General features: G+C 68.4%; 14 protein-coding genes and 1 tRNA gene. 7 read left to right on the top strand and 8 right to left on the bottom strand.

The window, feature by feature from the left end; all coding sequences use genetic code 11:
- Positions 1-42: 42 nt before the first annotated feature.
- Genes tilS through dacB form a run of 3 tightly spaced genes read right to left on the bottom strand, consistent with a single transcriptional unit; the run spans position 43 to position 3433 of the window.
- Entirely contained in the window at positions 43-1011 is a 969-nt protein-coding gene (tilS, locus tag JO059_RS21910) for a tRNA lysidine(34) synthetase TilS (RefSeq protein ID WP_293322673.1), read from the bottom strand.
- On the bottom strand, positions 990-2051 hold the full coding sequence (locus JO059_RS21905) for a zinc-dependent metalloprotease (RefSeq protein WP_293322763.1): 1062 nt from the start codon (positions 2049-2051) through the stop codon (positions 990-992). The genes tilS and JO059_RS21905 overlap by 22 nt, the downstream gene beginning before the upstream one ends.
- Positions 2048-3433 (bottom strand): D-alanyl-D-alanine carboxypeptidase/D-alanyl-D-alanine-endopeptidase, encoded by a 1386-nt coding sequence (gene dacB, locus JO059_RS21900; protein ID WP_293322761.1) that lies wholly within the window; start codon positions 3431-3433, stop codon positions 2048-2050. The genes JO059_RS21905 and dacB overlap by 4 nt, the downstream gene beginning before the upstream one ends.
- 122 nt (positions 3434-3555) lie before the next feature.
- Here dacB and JO059_RS21895 point away from each other — a divergent pair, with 122 nt between their 5' ends.
- Together JO059_RS21895 and JO059_RS21890 are read left to right on the top strand one after the other, a co-directional pair.
- Positions 3556-4044 carry an inorganic diphosphatase gene (locus JO059_RS21895; protein ID WP_293322670.1) on the top strand — a complete coding sequence of 163 codons (489 nt, stop codon included), beginning with the start codon at positions 3556-3558 and terminating at the stop codon, positions 4042-4044.
- Between the two features lie 56 nt (positions 4045-4100).
- Positions 4101-4793, top strand: a complete 693-nt coding sequence (locus JO059_RS21890) for a hypothetical protein (protein ID WP_293322759.1) — start codon at positions 4101-4103, stop codon at positions 4791-4793.
- Here the strand turns inward: JO059_RS21890 and JO059_RS21885 are convergent.
- Positions 4726-5202, bottom strand: a complete 477-nt coding sequence (locus JO059_RS21885; protein WP_293322667.1) for a DUF475 domain-containing protein — start codon at positions 5200-5202, stop codon at positions 4726-4728. The two genes, JO059_RS21890 and JO059_RS21885, sit on opposite strands and share 68 nt — an antisense overlap.
- A gap of 126 nt (positions 5203-5328) precedes the next feature.
- Between JO059_RS21885 and JO059_RS21880 the strand changes: the two genes are divergently transcribed.
- From JO059_RS21880 to JO059_RS21870, 3 genes are read left to right on the top strand one after another with little or no spacing between them, the layout of a single operon-like run.
- Positions 5329-6579, top strand: coding sequence for a hypothetical protein (locus JO059_RS21880; protein ID WP_293322664.1), 1251 nt, complete (start codon positions 5329-5331; stop codon positions 6577-6579).
- Between the two features lie 24 nt (positions 6580-6603).
- Positions 6604-7305, top strand: a complete 702-nt coding sequence (locus JO059_RS21875; protein WP_293322661.1) for a glycosyltransferase family 2 protein — start codon at positions 6604-6606, stop codon at positions 7303-7305.
- 13 nt (positions 7306-7318) lie between these two features.
- Positions 7319-7672 (top strand): DUF2304 domain-containing protein, encoded by a 354-nt coding sequence (locus JO059_RS21870; RefSeq protein ID WP_293322658.1) that lies wholly within the window; start codon positions 7319-7321, stop codon positions 7670-7672.
- Here JO059_RS21870 and JO059_RS21865 read toward each other — a convergent pair.
- On the bottom strand, positions 7669-8613 hold the full coding sequence (locus JO059_RS21865) for an NAD-dependent epimerase/dehydratase family protein (RefSeq protein ID WP_293322656.1): 945 nt from the start codon (positions 8611-8613) through the stop codon (positions 7669-7671). The genes JO059_RS21870 and JO059_RS21865 overlap by 4 nt on opposite strands.
- Here JO059_RS21865 and JO059_RS21860 point away from each other — a divergent pair.
- Positions 8579-10429: a hypothetical protein gene (locus JO059_RS21860; protein WP_293322654.1), complete on the top strand. Its 1851-nt coding sequence runs from the start codon at positions 8579-8581 to the stop codon at positions 10427-10429. The genes JO059_RS21865 and JO059_RS21860 overlap by 35 nt on opposite strands.
- 21 nt (positions 10430-10450) lie before the next feature.
- Here JO059_RS21860 and JO059_RS21855 read toward each other — a convergent pair.
- Both JO059_RS21855 and JO059_RS21850 read right to left on the bottom strand, forming a co-directional pair.
- Positions 10451-10526 (bottom strand) — tRNA-Thr (locus JO059_RS21855).
- A gap of 45 nt (positions 10527-10571) precedes the next feature.
- A complete protein-coding gene (locus tag JO059_RS21850) occupies positions 10572-11780 on the bottom strand; it encodes a DNA polymerase III subunit delta' (protein ID WP_293322651.1) in 1209 nt (402 codons plus the stop codon).
- 107 nt (positions 11781-11887) lie between these two features.
- Between JO059_RS21850 and JO059_RS21845 the strand changes: the two genes are divergently transcribed.
- Entirely contained in the window at positions 11888-13549 is a 1662-nt protein-coding gene (locus tag JO059_RS21845; RefSeq protein WP_293322649.1) for an adenylate/guanylate cyclase domain-containing protein, read from the top strand.
- A 78-nt stretch (positions 13550-13627) separates the two neighbouring features.
- Here the strand turns inward: JO059_RS21845 and JO059_RS21840 are convergent.
- Positions 13628-14710, bottom strand: a 1083-nt coding sequence (locus tag JO059_RS21840) for a topoisomerase C-terminal repeat-containing protein (RefSeq protein ID WP_293322647.1), incomplete at its 5' end; no start/stop codon positions are given.

Genomic DNA, 14710 nt, shown 5'->3' with positions numbered 1-14710 from the left:
GAGTGCCACGCCGCGGCGCGAATAACCAACGAGAGCTATTACTTACACGGGCTCTCGCCACATCGTCAGGACGCCCTCGCGCCGCCCCGCGATCAAGCGCTCACCACGCAATGTGGAGCCCACCGCGACCCCGCCCTGCCCGCGCCAGGCGGTGACCAGGGTGTCCACGCCGCGGATTTGCTGATCGGTCAACCCCGTCGCGCCACCGTCCAGCAACCATCCCCGGATCACCCGGCGTCGCACCGCGTCGGGCAGTGCTGCCAACGCGCGGGCCGACAGCCCGGAGTCGGCCGTCACCAAGGGCAGCGCATCGGCGGCGAGCGTGTCGATCAGGTCGCCGTCCTCGCGCAGCGCCGCCGCCGTGCGCGCCAGTGCCTCGGCCACACCGCCACCCAGCACGTCCTCGAGAAGCGGCAGCACGTCGAGCCGCAGCCGGGTCCGGGTGAAGCGGCGGTCCGCGTTGTGCGGATCCTGCCACGGGGTCAGCCCCAGCTCGTGGCAAGCAGCGTGTGTCACGGCGCGCCGCACACCCAGCAACGGCCGGCACCACGGCGGATCGTGCGGTCGCATCCCGGCGATCGAGCGGCCCCCGGAGCCGCGGCCCAGCCCCAACAACACCGTCTCTGCCTGGTCGTCAAGCGTGTGGCCCAACAGCACCGGAGCGCCGTCACGGTGTGCGCCCAGCGCCGCGTAGCGCGCCGCGCGCGCCGCCGCCTCGGGCCCGCCGTCCTTGCCCACGTGCACTCGAATCACTTGTGCTGCAACGCATCCCATCGAGACGGCTTGGTTCCGTGCGGTTTCGGCGACGGCGGCCGAATCGGACTGCAGGCCGTGATCGACGATCAGCGCCCTCGTGATCCGAAGCCGGGCCGCGACCGCGGTGAGGGCCAGCGAATCCGGGCCACCGGACAGCGCCACACACCATTGCTCGTCGCCGTAGGCCCCGAGATAAGTCCGAGCGAACGCCTCGACGGCCGCGCGCAGCCGTCCTACAGCACCCTGTCGATCCATCGCCGGGGATTCTCGATTTCGGCGGGCAGCGGCAGCGTTTCGGGGCCCGACCAGACGGTGTTGAACCGTTCCATGCCGACCCGGCCCACCACGTCGTCGACGAACGCCTTGCCGCGGGTGTACTGACTCAGCTTGGCGTCGAGCCCCAGCAGGGCGCGCAGCAGGCGCTGCAGCGGCGGTTGCCGGCGATGACGACGCTCGTCGAACCGGCGGCGGATGGTGGCCACCGAGGGCACCACGACCGGACCGACCGCGTCCATCACGTGCTCGGCGTGGCCCTCCAGCAGCGTGCCGAGCACCAGCAGCTGGTCCAGTGCGTCGCGCTGCGCCTCGGACTGCACGGCACGCACCAGGCCGAGAATCCCCGACGCATTGGCATTCGCCGCGCCCGAGCCGTTGCCGCGATTGCGGACGAATTCGGCGAGCCGGGTCACCACCTTCCCGATGTCCTCGCCCGCATCCCGGGTCAACAGAGCCAGCGCCTGCGACATGTAACCGGCCAGCCAGGGGTTGGCGGTGAACTGCACGCGATGGGTCACCTCGTGCAGGCATACCCACAACCGGAAATCGGACGGCTCGACCCGTAGCTGACGCTCGACGGCGATGACGTTCGGATAAACCAGCAGCAGGCATCCCTCGTTCGCCCCGCCTTCACCCGAGGCGAACGGATCGTACTGGCCGAGGATCCCCGACGACACGAACGCCAGCACGGCGCCCGTTTGCGCCCCCGTGATGCGGCCCGTGACGAACCCACGCGGCTTTTCGCTTCCGTTGGTCATCACCCGCATCGACTCGGCCGCGGCGCCGATCCACTCCGGGCGGTCGACGACCCGGGCCGGCGGCACCGCGCCGTGGGCCACCAGGCCCGTCACGTCGCGCACCGGTGGCTCGGCTTTGGCTGCGGCACTTGTCAGTTCGTCGATCACCTGCCGGCGGGTGTAGTCGCTGGACGCCGGTCCCGGTCGGGCCAGCCGCCGGCCGACGGTGGCCGCGAAGCGCCAGTCGACGGCGGTGCCGAGGGTCAGTTCCGACGGGGTCATGCGCACCCGCACGACCAGAGCTTGGTGGCCAGCGCGTCCATGGCATTGCGGCCGTTGGAGCCCGCGGAGTTCGAGATGAAGGCGAACGTCAGCACCCGTCCGCTGCGGTCGGTCAGCACCCCGACCAACGAGTTGACCGCGGTCAACGAGCCCGTCTTGGCGCGCAGCCAGCCGGCCGGCCCCTGGTTGGTGGCCGGATCGAGGAAGCGGTCGGCCAGTGTCCCGCTGCCGCCCGCTATCGGAAGCAGGTCGAGTAACGCACGCAACGACGGCTGATCCGGCCCCGCAGCCGCCTGCACCACACCATCGAGCGTCTTGGCCGTCAGGCGGTCGTCAACGGAAAGGCCGCTGGAATCCGTCAGCGCGACGCCCGTCGTGTCGACGTGCGCGGTGGTCAACCGGTTGGTCACCGCGTCCACCGCACCGGCGAAGCTCCGCGGCCGGTTGATCGCGGCGGCAACCTCCCGGGCGATGCACTCGGCCATCACGTTGTCGGAGTGGTCCATCATCTCCGAGAGCCGCTGGACCAGGGGCGCGGACTGGACGACGGCGAGCTGCCGGGCGCCGGAAGGCGCGGTGGCAACGGTGACGGCGCCGGGATCCAGGCCGAGACCCTTTGCCAGTTCCCGCCCGGCATCCAGCGCCGGTGTCTTGGACCGGCGCGAGTTGACGGTGGTCGGCTGGATGCGGCCGCCGTCGATCATCACCGACTCGATGGGCGCGATGTCCCCGTTGTCGACGTCAGCGGGATCCCAGCCCTGCGCCATCGTCGGCCCGCTGAACGCCGACGTGTCCACCTGCACCGCGGTCGGCGTCACGCCGCTGCGGCGAACCTGTTCGACAAGGTCGCTGATCCGCGCCGAGCCCCGATACCAGGTGGGCGCGTCGGGCGGAGCCGCCGACAGCACCGGATCCCCGGCGCCCACCAGCACCACCGGACCCTGGGCATTGGGGGTGCCGGCGACCACCCGCGTGCTGATCCGGGCCTGACGGTCCAGCGTCAACAGAGCCGCGGCCGCGGTTAGCACCTTGTTGGTCGACGCGGGCACCAGCGGGAGGTCCTCGGCCACCTGCCACAGCTCTTTGCCGGACAGAGCATCCGTGACGCGCGCACCCAGCCTGCCCAGATTGGGGTCGGCCGCGACCGGCGCGAGCGTGGCGGCCAGCCCACCCGGGCTGGGTATCTCGGCCGTTTCGGCGACCGGAACCATACCCGGCTTGACGGTCGGCGGTCTGGGCGGCGGCACCGGAACGTGGGTGGCGCCCGCGCCGTGCCCGCCGGTGGTGAAAAACATTGCCGCGGCCACCACCGCCGCGACGAACACCAGCACGGCCAACCCGATGAGCGCTTGGGTGGATTTCCGCCAGCGAGTAGGACCCATCACTCTCCTGACTGTTTGAACCCATTCTGCCCAACCGGCCGCGATGTCCTCGACTAGGCCCTCGACTAGGGTGGATGCCCGACTGACGTGCCAGACCAACCCCTCGCGAAGGAGCCGACGCGGTGCAATTCGACGTGACCATCGAAATTCCGAAAGGCCAGCGCAACAAATACGAAGTCGATCACGAGACTCACCGGATCCGGCTGGACCGCTACCTGTACACCTCGATGGCGTATCCCACCGACTACGGCTTCATCGAGGACACCCTCGGGGAGGATGGCGACCCGCTGGACGCGCTGGTGCTGCTGCCGCAGTCGGTGTTCCCCGGCGTGATCGTGGAGGCGCGCCCGGTCGGGATGTTCAAGATGGTCGACGAGGCCGGCGGCGACGACAAGGTACTGTGCGTCCCCGCCGGGGACAAACGATGGGACCACATCCAGGACATCGGCGACGTTCCGGAGTTCGAGCTTGACGTGATCAAGCACTTTTTCTCGCAGTACAAGGCGCTGGAGCCGGGCAAGTTCGTCAAGACTGCGAACTGGGTCGATCGGGCCGAGGCGGAAGCCGAGGTGCAACGCTCGGTCGAACGGTTCCAGGCCCAGGGGCACTAACGCCCTGGGCGTAACCGTGCCGCGCTTTGCGGTGGCATCCTGGCGATGTGACCCCGATGCTGCATTTTGCCGCCGGCTTCTGGTGGCTGATTTTCCCGCTGGGCGGGGCCATCGCCACCAGCCTGCGGGCGATCGCCGCCGCGAACGAACGTCGGGCGGAGCGACGGCTGGAACGCTATCGGCTGAAGCAGCAAGCCAAGATCGCCGCGGCCGAAGCATCCGGCAGAACACGGAACAACGCGGAGACCTCGCGCCGTAAGATCGCCAAACTCGTTGCGGCGCAAGACCTTATCACTGCGCGCTGGTTCGACTACGAAGTCGATGTCGCCAAATTGCTCGACTTTCCGATGATGACCGATATGCGCCATCCGCTGACCGTCGCCTTTCACAAGGCGAAACGGCGCGCAGACCTGCTGCGGCCGGAGCGGCCCGAGGACGTGGAGGCCCTCGCTGCCGACCGGACAGCGCAGCTGGAATACCGCGATGCCGTCGACGAGTACATCAGCGCGTTCGAGGTCGCGGAGACCGAGGCGATTCGCCGGCGGCGCAGCGGCTTTTCGGAAGACGAGCAGCAGCGCCTGGCGCGCGCCCAGCACCTGCTGCACCTGGCGCAAGACGAGGCGGCCACGCGTGAGGAACGACAGACTGCCTACGCGCGGGCCCGCAGGGAGCTCGAGGGGCTCATCGTGCTGCCGGCCCACTCGCGGGCAAGCATCGAACGGCGCGTCGCCGGCCAGATCGAGGCCTAGCCCGGAGATGACGCGAAAGGCGCGCGACATCGCTGTGACCGCTCAGGCTCCGGCTCGCGCGCACGAGCGCGCTTGACGCCGGTTGCGCAACACGCTCCAGCCGAACGCCGCCCCGATGAAAAACACGCCCACCAAGGGCGGTCGCCCAGACGATGACCAACGGGAAGACCAGCCGCATCCCGAACACGGCGATGAGGATGCCGATCGTCAGAAACATCTGCCGCCAGAACCGGCTCATCCGTTGCAGAACGGCGGCGTTGATGATGGCGTTGTCGAACGACAGCGACACCTCGAGCACTGCCAGCACCAGCAGCAAGAACAGGTCTTTGGCACCGCCGTGCGCATAACCGACGGCGAGAGCGGCCGCGGTGACCAACAGCGAAATTCCGAAGATGCGGAACGCGGCCATGGATCCTTCCCGACAGCCGCTCACACTAACGGACCACCTCGCTGGGGCGGGCGATCTGTGCGGACGCACTTACTATCGTCACATTGTGGGGATGCATCTGGTCGGTCGGCCGACAGCGCTACGCCTGTGACCGAGGTCGGTGCGTCCAACGGGCCGGTCACGCGGGGCAGCGTGGCCAGGGTGGGCACCGCCACCGCGTTGACCGCGCTGTGCGGATACGCGGTGATCTATCTGGCCGCTCGCGACCTGGCTCCGAGCGGCTACTCGGTCTTCGGGGTCTTCTGGGGGGCGGTCGGCCTGGTCACCGGCGCCGCCTTCGGCCTGCTGCAGGAAGCCACCCGAGAGGTTCGTTCGGCGCAGTATCTGGCCATCATTCCTGCCAAGCGCACCCATCCGCTGCGTGTCGCCGTAATGGTCGGCCTCATCGCCGCCGTCGTGATCGCCGGGAGCTCACCCTTGTGGAGCGGACGGGTATTCGTCGACGCTCGCTGGTTGTCGGTGGGCCTCATCAGCGTTGGGCTCGCCGGTTTCTGCCTGCACGCCACCCTGTTGGGCATGCTGGCGGGGCTCGATCATTGGACTCAGTACGGGACCCTGATCGTGACCGATGCGGCGATGCGGGTGTCGGTGGCCGCGCTGACGTTCGTGACCGGGTGGGGCCTGACGGGGTACTTGTGGGCGACCGTGGCGGGCGCGGCGGGTTGGCTGATCATGCTGGTGGCCTCGCCCACGACGCGCACCGCAGCGCGAGTGCGGACGCCGGGCGGTACGCTGACCTTCCTTCGGGGGGCCGCCCATTCCATCACGGCGGCGGGTGCCAGCGCGATATTGGTGATGGGCTTTCCCTTATTGCTGAAGCTGACGAGCGACCAGCTCGGGGCGCAGGGGGGCGTCATCATCCTGGTCGTGATGTTGACCCGCGCGCCGCTGCTGGTGCCGCTCACGGCCATGCAGGGCAATCTCATCGCTCACTTCGTCGACAAGCGCAGCGAGCGACTCCGGTCCCTGATCATGCCGGCGGCGATCGTCACCGGCATCGGCGCGGTAGGGGTCGTGGCGTCGGGGCTGGTGGGACCGTGGTTGCTGCGGGCCGGCTTCGGGTCGCAGTACCACGCCAGCGGCGCGCTGCTGGCGTGGCTGACGGCGGCCGCCGTGTCGATCGCCCTGCTGACCCTCACCGGTGCCGCCGCCGTGGCGGCCGCGCTGCACGGCGCGTATTCGCTGGGATGGGTCGCGGCGACGGTCGCGGCGACATTGTTGCTGCTGCTGCCCCTGGGGTTGCAGACCCGAACCATTGTGGGCTTGTTGTGCGGTCCGCTGGTGGGAATCGCCGTTCATCTGCTGGCGCTGGCGCGTGCCGGACGCCTCGCCCGGTGATCCTGGCTAACCTTGTGGACTTAGATGGCTACTGAAACGCATTACCCGGACGTCTGGATCGTCATTCCCGCGTACAACGAAGCCGCCGTCATCGGCGAGGTGGTCGCCGACGTGCGCTCCGTCTTCGACCACGTCGTGTGCGTCGACGACGGCAGCGCCGACGGCACCGGGGAACTCGCCCGGCGCGCCGGTGCTCACCTGGTTCGCCACCCCGTAAACCTGGGTCAGGGCGCGGCGATCCAGACGGGCGTGGAATATGCCCGCAACCAATCCGGTGCGCGGATTTTCGCCACGTTCGACGGTGACGGCCAGCATCGAGTCAAAGACGTGGCTGCCATGGTCGATCGGCTGTGTGCGGGAGACGTCGATGTCGTCATCGGAACGCGATTCGGCAAGCACGAGGGCAGCCGGCCGCCCCTGGTGAAACGGCTGGTGCTGCAGACCGCGGCTCGGTTGAGCCGGCGCGGTCGCCGACTTGGCCTGACCGACACCAACAATGGCCTGCGGGTCTTCAACAAGAAGGTCGCCGACGGACTCAACCTCACCATGAGCGGCATGAGCCACGCCAACGAATTCATCGCTTTGATTGCCGAAAACCATTGGCGGGTGGTGGAACAACCGGTCGATGTGCTCTACACCGAGTATTCGAAGTCCAAGGGGCAGCCCCTCCTCAACGGCGTCAACATCGTCTTCGACGGGTTCCTGCGAGGCAGGATACCGAGATGAGAAGGACCGAAAAATGAACTGGATTCAAGTGCTGCTGATCTGCTCGATCATGGCGTTGCTGGTCTACCTGCTGCGGTCCCGCAGAAATGCGCGCTCCCGGGCGTGGGTCAAGGTGGGATACATCTTTTTCGTGCTGGGCGGTATCTATGCCGTGATCAGGCCCGACGATACGACAGTGGTCGCGCACTGGTTCGGGGTTCGCCGTGGCACCGATCTGATGCTCTACGCGTTGATCATGGCGTTCAGCTTCACCACGCTCAGCACGTACATGCGATTCAAGGATCTGGAGTTGCGTTATGCGCGGCTGGCCCGCGCCGTAGCTTTGGAGAGCGCGCAGGCGCCCGAACAGGCGTCCGAGCCGCGCTAAACCGTCTGCCGGTCACGGAAGAACTGCACCGTGCGGCGCACCCCTTCTTCCAGCTCCACCTGCGGCCGCCAGCCCAAAACCCTTTCAGCCAAACCGATGTCGAGACACGACCGCCGCAGATCACCCAGGCGATCCGGATGAAACTCCGGGTCATCGGGTCCCCCGACCGCCGCGGCCACCGCCGAATGCAGTTCGCGGTCCGAGGTTTCCAGTCCGGTGCCGACATTGAAACGCTGCCCGCCGCCCGCCTGCCCCGAGGCCTTCACGAAGGCATCCACCACGTCGTCGACGTACACATAGTCGCGGGTCTTGCCGCCGTCACCGAAGACCTTGGTCGGCTTACCCGACAGCAATGCCTGCGCAAAAATCGCCACCACACCCGCTTCGCCATGCGGATCCTGGCGGGGACCGTAAACGTTGGCGGGCGCGATATGCGAGCAGTCCAGACCGTACAGGTGCCGGAAGGTGTTGAGGTAGATCTCGCCGGCCACCTTGCCCGCGGCGTACGGCGATGCCGGGTCGGTGGGCACCGTCTCGGGCGTCGGGTACTGCGGCGGGGTGCCGTAGATCGATCCCCCGGACGACGTGTGCACGATCTTGCGCACGCCGGTCATGCGTGCCGCTTCCGCCAGGCGAACCGTGCCGATGACGTTGACCGCCGCATCGAATTGCGGATCGGCCACCGAATGCCGGACATCGATCTGCGCGGCCAGGTGGAAAACCACCTCCGGACGATGCTCGTCCAGGATGGTGTGCAGATCTGCGGTCACGATGTCCGCCTCGACGAACACGTGCACCGGATTCCCGACCAGGTGCTCGAGATTGGTCGCCCGACCGGTGGCGAAGTTGTCCAATCCCACCACCGCGTGACCGTCGGCCAGCAGACGGTCGACTAGCGTCGACCCGATGAAACCGGCTGCCCCGGTAACCAGTGCGCGCACCGGCCCACCATACCGGCGGCCCGCGTTCACAACCCGCATACCTCGGGTGGCCCTGCTCGCCGCGGTCCTGATCACGGTGCAACTCGCGGCGCGTGCCGTGCTGGCATTCGGCGGCTACTTCTACTGGGACGACCTGATTCTCATCGGTAAGGCCGGAACCCAGGGCCTGTTGTCGCCGTCCTATCTGCTCGATGACCACGACGGCCATCTGATGCCCGCCGCCTTCCTGGTCGGGGGCGCCATCATCCGGCTGGCGCCGCTGAACTGGGCGGGGCCGGCTATCAGCCTGGTGGGCTTGCAGCTGCTGGCCACGCTGGCCTTGCTGCGGGCGCTGCGCGTCATTGTGGGCTGGCGGCCCGCACTGCTCATCCCGTTGACGTTTGGGCTGTTCACGCCGTTGGGCGTGCCGGGGTTCGCGTGGTGGGCGGCGGCGCTGAACTCGTTGCCGATGGTGGCGGCGCTGGCCTGGGTATGCGCCGATGCGATCCTGTTGGTTCGCAGCGGAAACCAGCGCTACGCGGTGACCGGTGTGCTGGTCTACCTGGCCGGGCTGCTGTTTTTCGAGAAGGCGGCGGTGATCCCGTTCGTCGCCTTCGCCGTGGCCGCCCTGCTGTATCACGTGCAAGGCCATCGGGCACCGGTGCGGACGGTGTGGCGGGCGGGCGCGCGGTTGTGGATCGCGACCCTGACGTTGACCGTCGCCTGGGTCGCGCTTTATCTGGCCGTGGTCAACCAGCGTCGGTGGAGTACCGACCTGTCGATGACCGGCGATCTGCTCTGGCGATCGATCACCCACGGCATCGTCCCCGGGCTGGCGGGCGGGCCGTGGCACTGGGACCGGTGGGCGCCGGCCTCGCCGTGGGCAACGCCTGCGCCGTCGGTGATGGCACTCGGCTGGCTGGCCCTGGCGGGAGCGCTTGCGTTGTCGCTGCTGCGGAAGCGACGCATCGGTCCCGTGTGGCTGGCCGCGGCCGGTTACGCCGTCGCCTGCCAGGTGCCCATCTATCTGATGCGCACGTCAAAGCAGACCGCACTGGAACTCGCCCAGACGTTGCGCTACCTGCCGGATCTGGTCGTGGTGCTGGCCTTGCTGGCCGCCGTCGCTCTGTGCGCTCCCAACCGGCCCGTCGCGGCGCCGAGGCCGGACGCCTCGTCGAAGTGCGTGCGGGCCCAGCTGATTGCGGCGGGCGTGGCGTTGGCGTTCGTGGCCAGCAGCCTGTATTCCACCGCGACGTTTCTGGCCAGCTGGCAGGACAACCCCACCCGGCCCTACCTGCGGAACGCCCGCGCCGGTTTGGCCGCCGCACATGCCACCTCGGATGCGCCGTTGCTGGACCAAGAGGTGGACCCGCTGATCCTGCAGCGGGTGGCGGCGCCCGAGAACCTGGCAAGCCACCTGTTCGCCCTGTTGCGTGACAGGCCCGAATTCTCCACGGCGACACCGCAATTACGCATGCTGGACAGTGCGGGCCGGCTGATCGATGCGAGGGTGACCTGGATACGCACCATCGCGCCCGGGCCGATGCCGCGGTGCGGCTATTTCGCGCAACCCGATCAGCCCGCGCGGATGCTGCTCGACGGGCCGCTGCTGCCGGCCGACTGGACGGTCGAGCTCAACTACTTGGCCAACAGCGACGGATCCATGACCTTGTCGCTGTCCGAGGGCCCCGATGTCAAAGTCGCGGTGCATCCCGGACTCAACCGGGTCTTCGCCCGGCTGCCGGGCGCCGGGAACGCGATCACCGTCCGCGCCAACACCACCGCGCTCGCATTGTGCCTCGCCTCGGGGCCGGTCGGTTTCGTCGCGCCCATGTGACCACGCGGTCGGCGCGGAATTTGGAGCCGCCTGGGGGAATCGAACCCCCGACCTATTCATTACGAGTGAATCGCTCTACCGACTGAGCTAAGGCGGCACACCCGCGCGCCGGGCGGCACGAGTCTACGGCAGGCGGCCCGAGTCACCCAAGTTCCTGGCCGATAGCCGCGACCATGGCGTCGACGGCGAACTTGGGTTTGACGTTGACAGCCAGCGCCTCACGACACTTAAGCACCGCCTCGATGCAGCGCAGCAGCCGCTCGGGCGGAGCGTGGGCGGCCAGCGCCGCCGCGCGGTCGGCCATATCCGGATGATTGGCCCGCACCGCCCCGGCGCGCGCCGCGACCACCAGCGCGTCGCGGAAATACGTCGCCAGGTCGATCAGCGCCCGATCCAATGCATCGCGCGATGCCCTCGTCTGACGAGACTTTTGCCGGCGCTCGAGATCCTTGATGGCACCCGCGGCGCCTCGCATGGCTCCGGCGGTGCCCTTCCCGGTGCCGCCGGCCCCGAGTGCGGTCCGCAGCTCCTCGGTCTCGGCCTCGGCGCGATCCGCGGTCAGCACGATCGCCTCGGCCTCGGCCGCCGCCACCAGCTCCTCGGCGGCGGCGTAGGCCCGCGACGGGGTCGCGGCATCGCGCACCAACGCCAGCGCCCGCTCCCGTCGCTGGCGGGCGTCGGGATCGGTGGCCAGCCGCCGCGCGCGCCCGATGTGGCCACCGCTGACCGACGCCGCCCAGTTCGCCGTGTCGGCGGGCAGCCCGTCGCTGTCGACCAGCACACGCGCGATCGCCTTGGTCGGCGGGGTCACCAGCGCGACGTGCCGACACCGGGAGCGCAGCGTGACGGCGATGTCCTCCGGATCGACCGACGGCGCACACAACAGGAAAACCGTCGACGGCGGCGGCTCCTCGACAACCTTCAGCAATGCGTTCGCTGCCCCCTCGGTCAACCGGTCGGCGTCCTCGATCACCACGATCTGCCGATGCCCGGTTGTCGGCCGTCTCGACGCGATCTGCACGATGGCGCGCATCTCGTCCACGCCGATGGACAGGCCCTCGGGAATCACCCGGCGCACGTCCGCATGGGTACCGGCCATCGTCGTCACGCAGGCGCGGCAGCGCCCGCACCCCGGAGGATCCCCGTCGGAAGTGCATTGCAGTGCGGCCGCGAAGCACACCGCGGCGATCGAGCGCCCCGAACCCGGTGGACCCGTGATCAGCCACGCGTGTGTCATAGTCCCGTCGCCCGTCGCGCTGTGAGCGGAATCACCGCGGGCGGCCCGCGCCGCGGCCAGCAGTACGGCGACCGCGGCCTCTTGGCCTACCAGCCGTTTAAACACCTCAGACATCACCGGCAACAGTAGTGAGACCGGCCGACGGATACCGATCGGCCACCTTATCGCGACGGTTCCGTTACATTTGCGCGGGTTTCGGCAGCTCCGGGCGACTTGCCGTGATGAATTTGGTTTTCCGTCAAGTCGGCGTCGCCCGATACGGTGGATTGGTGGCAACAAACGCGGCCCTCCCCGGACGGATCAGCGCATTCGTCCGGTGGGTGGTGCGCACGCCGTGGCCGCTGTTCTCGCTGAGCATGCTGCAGGCCGATATCATCGGCGGCCTGTTCGTGCTGGGCTTCCTGCGGTACGGGCTGCCGCCGGAGGACCGCATCCAGTTGCAGGATCTGCCGGCCGTCAACGTCGCGGTCTTCATCAGCGTCGTCATGGCCCTGTTCCTAGCCGGCATCTTGTTCAACCTGAAGCTGCTGATGCCGGTCTTCCGATGGCAGCGCCGCGACAATCTGCTCGCCGACGCCGACCCGGCCGGCACCGAACTGGCCCGCAGCCGAGCGTTGCGCATGCCGTTCTACCGCACGCTGACCAGCGTGGTCACCTGGTGCATCGGCGGAGTGGTGTTCATCCTCACCAGCTGGTCGGTCGCCAAGCACACCGCGCCGGTCGTCGCGGTCGCCACCGGTCTGGGCGCCACCGCGACCGCGATCATCGGCTACCTGCAGTCCGAGCGAGTGTTGCGGCCGGTGGCCGTGGCCGCCCTGCGCAGCGGTGTGCCCGAGAACGTCAAGGCACCCGGCGTCATCCTGCGGCAACTCCTCAGTTGGATGCTGTCCACCGCCGTGCCGCTGCTGGCGATTGTGTTGGCCATCGTGGCCGACAAGGCTTCCCTGCTGCGCGCCCCGCCCGAGAAGTTTTTCGATCCGATTCTGCTGCTGGCACTGTCGGCATTGGGCATCGGGCTGGTCAGCACCCTGCTGGTGGCCATGTCGATCGCGGACCCGCTGCGTCAGCTGCGCTGGGCGCTGTCCGAGGTGCAGCGCGGCAACTACAACGCGCACATGCAGATCTACGACGCCAGCGAATTGGGCCTGCTGCAAGCCGGCTTCAACGACATGGTGCGTGACCTCTCGGAGCGGCAGCGGCTGCGCGATCTGTTCGGCCGCTACGTCGGCGAAGACGTGGCCCGCCGGGCCCTCGAACGGGGAACCGAGCTGGGCGGTCAGGAGCGCGACGTCGCTGTGCTGTTCGTTGACCTGGTCGGCTCCACCCAGTTGGCCGCGACGCGACCGCCCGCCGAGGTGGTTCACCTGCTCAACGAATTCTTCCGGGTGGTGGTCGACACCGTCGGAAAGCACGGCGGCTTCGTCAACAAATTCCAGGGCGACGCCGCACTGGCCATCTTCGGTGCGCCCATCGAACACCCCGATGCGCCCGGGGGCGCGCTTGCCGCCGCCCGCGAGCTCCACGACGAGCTGCTCCCCGTGATCGGTTCCGCGGAGTTCGGGATCGGGGTGTCGTCGGGCAGGGCGATCGCCGGTCACATCGGGGCGCAGGCGCGCTTCGAGTACACGGTGATCGGCGACCCCGTCAACGAGGCCGCGCGCCTCACCGAGCTGGCCAAGCTCGAGCCCGGCCACGTGCTCGCCTCGGCGATCGCGGTCAGCGGCGCGCTCGATGCCGAGGCGTTGTGCTGGGACGTCGGCGAGGTCGTCGAGCTACGCGGCCGTAGGGCACCCACTCAGCTGGCCCGGCCGCTGAATCTCGCTGCGCCCGAGGGGCTCCCCGAAGGGCCTCGCGCCGAAGAGGTGTCCAGCGAGATCATGTAGGCGACCAGCGTGACGTGACCGCGATTTCTGGGGCTTGAATCCGCGAAGCGGTTACCCTCGCGAGCTGACCGGGCGTCCCTAGCTGCGCTTGGTGGCCCTCTTCGCCCCGGACTTGACGGCAGCCTTGCGGGTGGTTTTCTTCGCGGGACGCTTTGCCGGGCCGCGGGCGCGCCGGTCCGCCAGCAACTCGGCGGCCCGCTCGTCGGTGATCGACAACACGTCGTCGCCCTTGCGCAGACTGGCGTTGGTCTCGCCGTCGGTGACGTACGGCCCGAATCGGCCGTCCTTGATGACCATCGGCTTACCCGATGCCGGATCGGTGCCCAGCTCACGCAGCGGCGGCGCCGCGGCACTCTGCCTGCCGCGGCGTTTGGGTTCGGAGTAGATCCTCAGCGCGTCATCGAGCGTGATGTCGAATATCTGGTCCTCGGTCGCCAATGAGCGAGAGTCGTTGCCGCGCTTGAGGTATGGGCCATACCGGCCGTTCTGCGCGGTGATCTCCTCGCCGGTCGCGGGGTCCACGCCGACAACGCGGGGCAGCGACAACAGCTTCAGCGCATCCTCGAGGGTGACCGTCTGCAGATCCATGCTGCGCAGCAGCGAACCGGAGCGGGGTTTGGGGCCGGTGGGCTTTTTCCCCTTCTTGGCCGCGCTACCCCCGTCTTCGTCCTCGGGCCGCTCGGGAAGGATTTCGGTGACGTAGGGCCCGTACCGGCCGTCCCTGGCGACGATTTCGTGACCCGTTTCCGGATCCACACCCAAGAGGCGCCCCTCTTGCGGCGTGGCGAACAGCTCTTCGGCCACATCGAGGGTCAGCTCGTCTGGGGTGAGCGAGTCATTGAGGTTTGCCCGTTGCGGCGTGGGCTCACCATTGTCGCCCACCACCACGCGCTCGAGATACGGCCCGTTCTTGCCCACCCGAACATAGACCGGACGGCCCTGGGCGTCGTCGAATACCTTGATGGAGTTGACTTCTCGGGCGTCAATCCCCTCGAGGTTGACGCCGACGAGCTTCTTCAGCCCACCGGAGCGGGCCACCGACTCCGGCACTCCGTGGTCGCCTCCGAAGTAGAAGTTGCTGAGCCAGGTGGTGCGCTGCTCGTTGCCCGATGCGATGGCGTCGAGTTCGTCCTCCATCGCCGCGGTGAACCCGTAGTCGAC

The sequence above is a fragment of the Mycobacterium sp. genome (assembly GCF_019247615.1).
In the GTDB taxonomy this organism is placed as follows: domain Bacteria; phylum Actinomycetota; class Actinomycetes; order Mycobacteriales; family Mycobacteriaceae; genus Mycobacterium.
Note: the sequence above shows the minus strand (reverse complement) of the source record. Positions and strands in the feature narration are given on the sequence as shown.

Excerpts from the sequence above, each read along its gene's own strand:
- tilS (WP_293322673.1), bottom strand. The coding sequence starts at position 1,011 with ATGGATCGACAGGGTGCTGTAGGACGGCTGCGCGCGGCCGTCGAGGCG.
- JO059_RS21905 (WP_293322763.1), bottom strand. The coding sequence starts at position 2,051 with ATGACCCCGTCGGAACTGACCCTCGGCACCGCCGTCGACTGGCGCTTC.
- dacB (WP_293322761.1), bottom strand. The coding sequence starts at position 3,433 with ATGGGTCCTACTCGCTGGCGGAAATCCACCCAAGCGCTCATCGGGTTG.
- JO059_RS21890 (WP_293322759.1), top strand. The coding sequence starts at position 4,101 with ATGCTGCATTTTGCCGCCGGCTTCTGGTGGCTGATTTTCCCGCTGGGC.
- JO059_RS21885 (WP_293322667.1), bottom strand. The coding sequence starts at position 5,202 with ATGGCCGCGTTCCGCATCTTCGGAATTTCGCTGTTGGTCACCGCGGCC.
- JO059_RS21875 (WP_293322661.1), top strand. The coding sequence starts at position 6,604 with ATGGCTACTGAAACGCATTACCCGGACGTCTGGATCGTCATTCCCGCG.
- JO059_RS21870 (WP_293322658.1), top strand. The coding sequence starts at position 7,319 with ATGAACTGGATTCAAGTGCTGCTGATCTGCTCGATCATGGCGTTGCTG.
- JO059_RS21860 (WP_293322654.1), top strand. The coding sequence starts at position 8,579 with ATGAAACCGGCTGCCCCGGTAACCAGTGCGCGCACCGGCCCACCATAC.
- JO059_RS21850 (WP_293322651.1), bottom strand. The coding sequence starts at position 11,780 with ATGTCTGAGGTGTTTAAACGGCTGGTAGGCCAAGAGGCCGCGGTCGCC.
- JO059_RS21845 (WP_293322649.1), top strand. The coding sequence starts at position 11,888 with ATGAATTTGGTTTTCCGTCAAGTCGGCGTCGCCCGATACGGTGGATTG.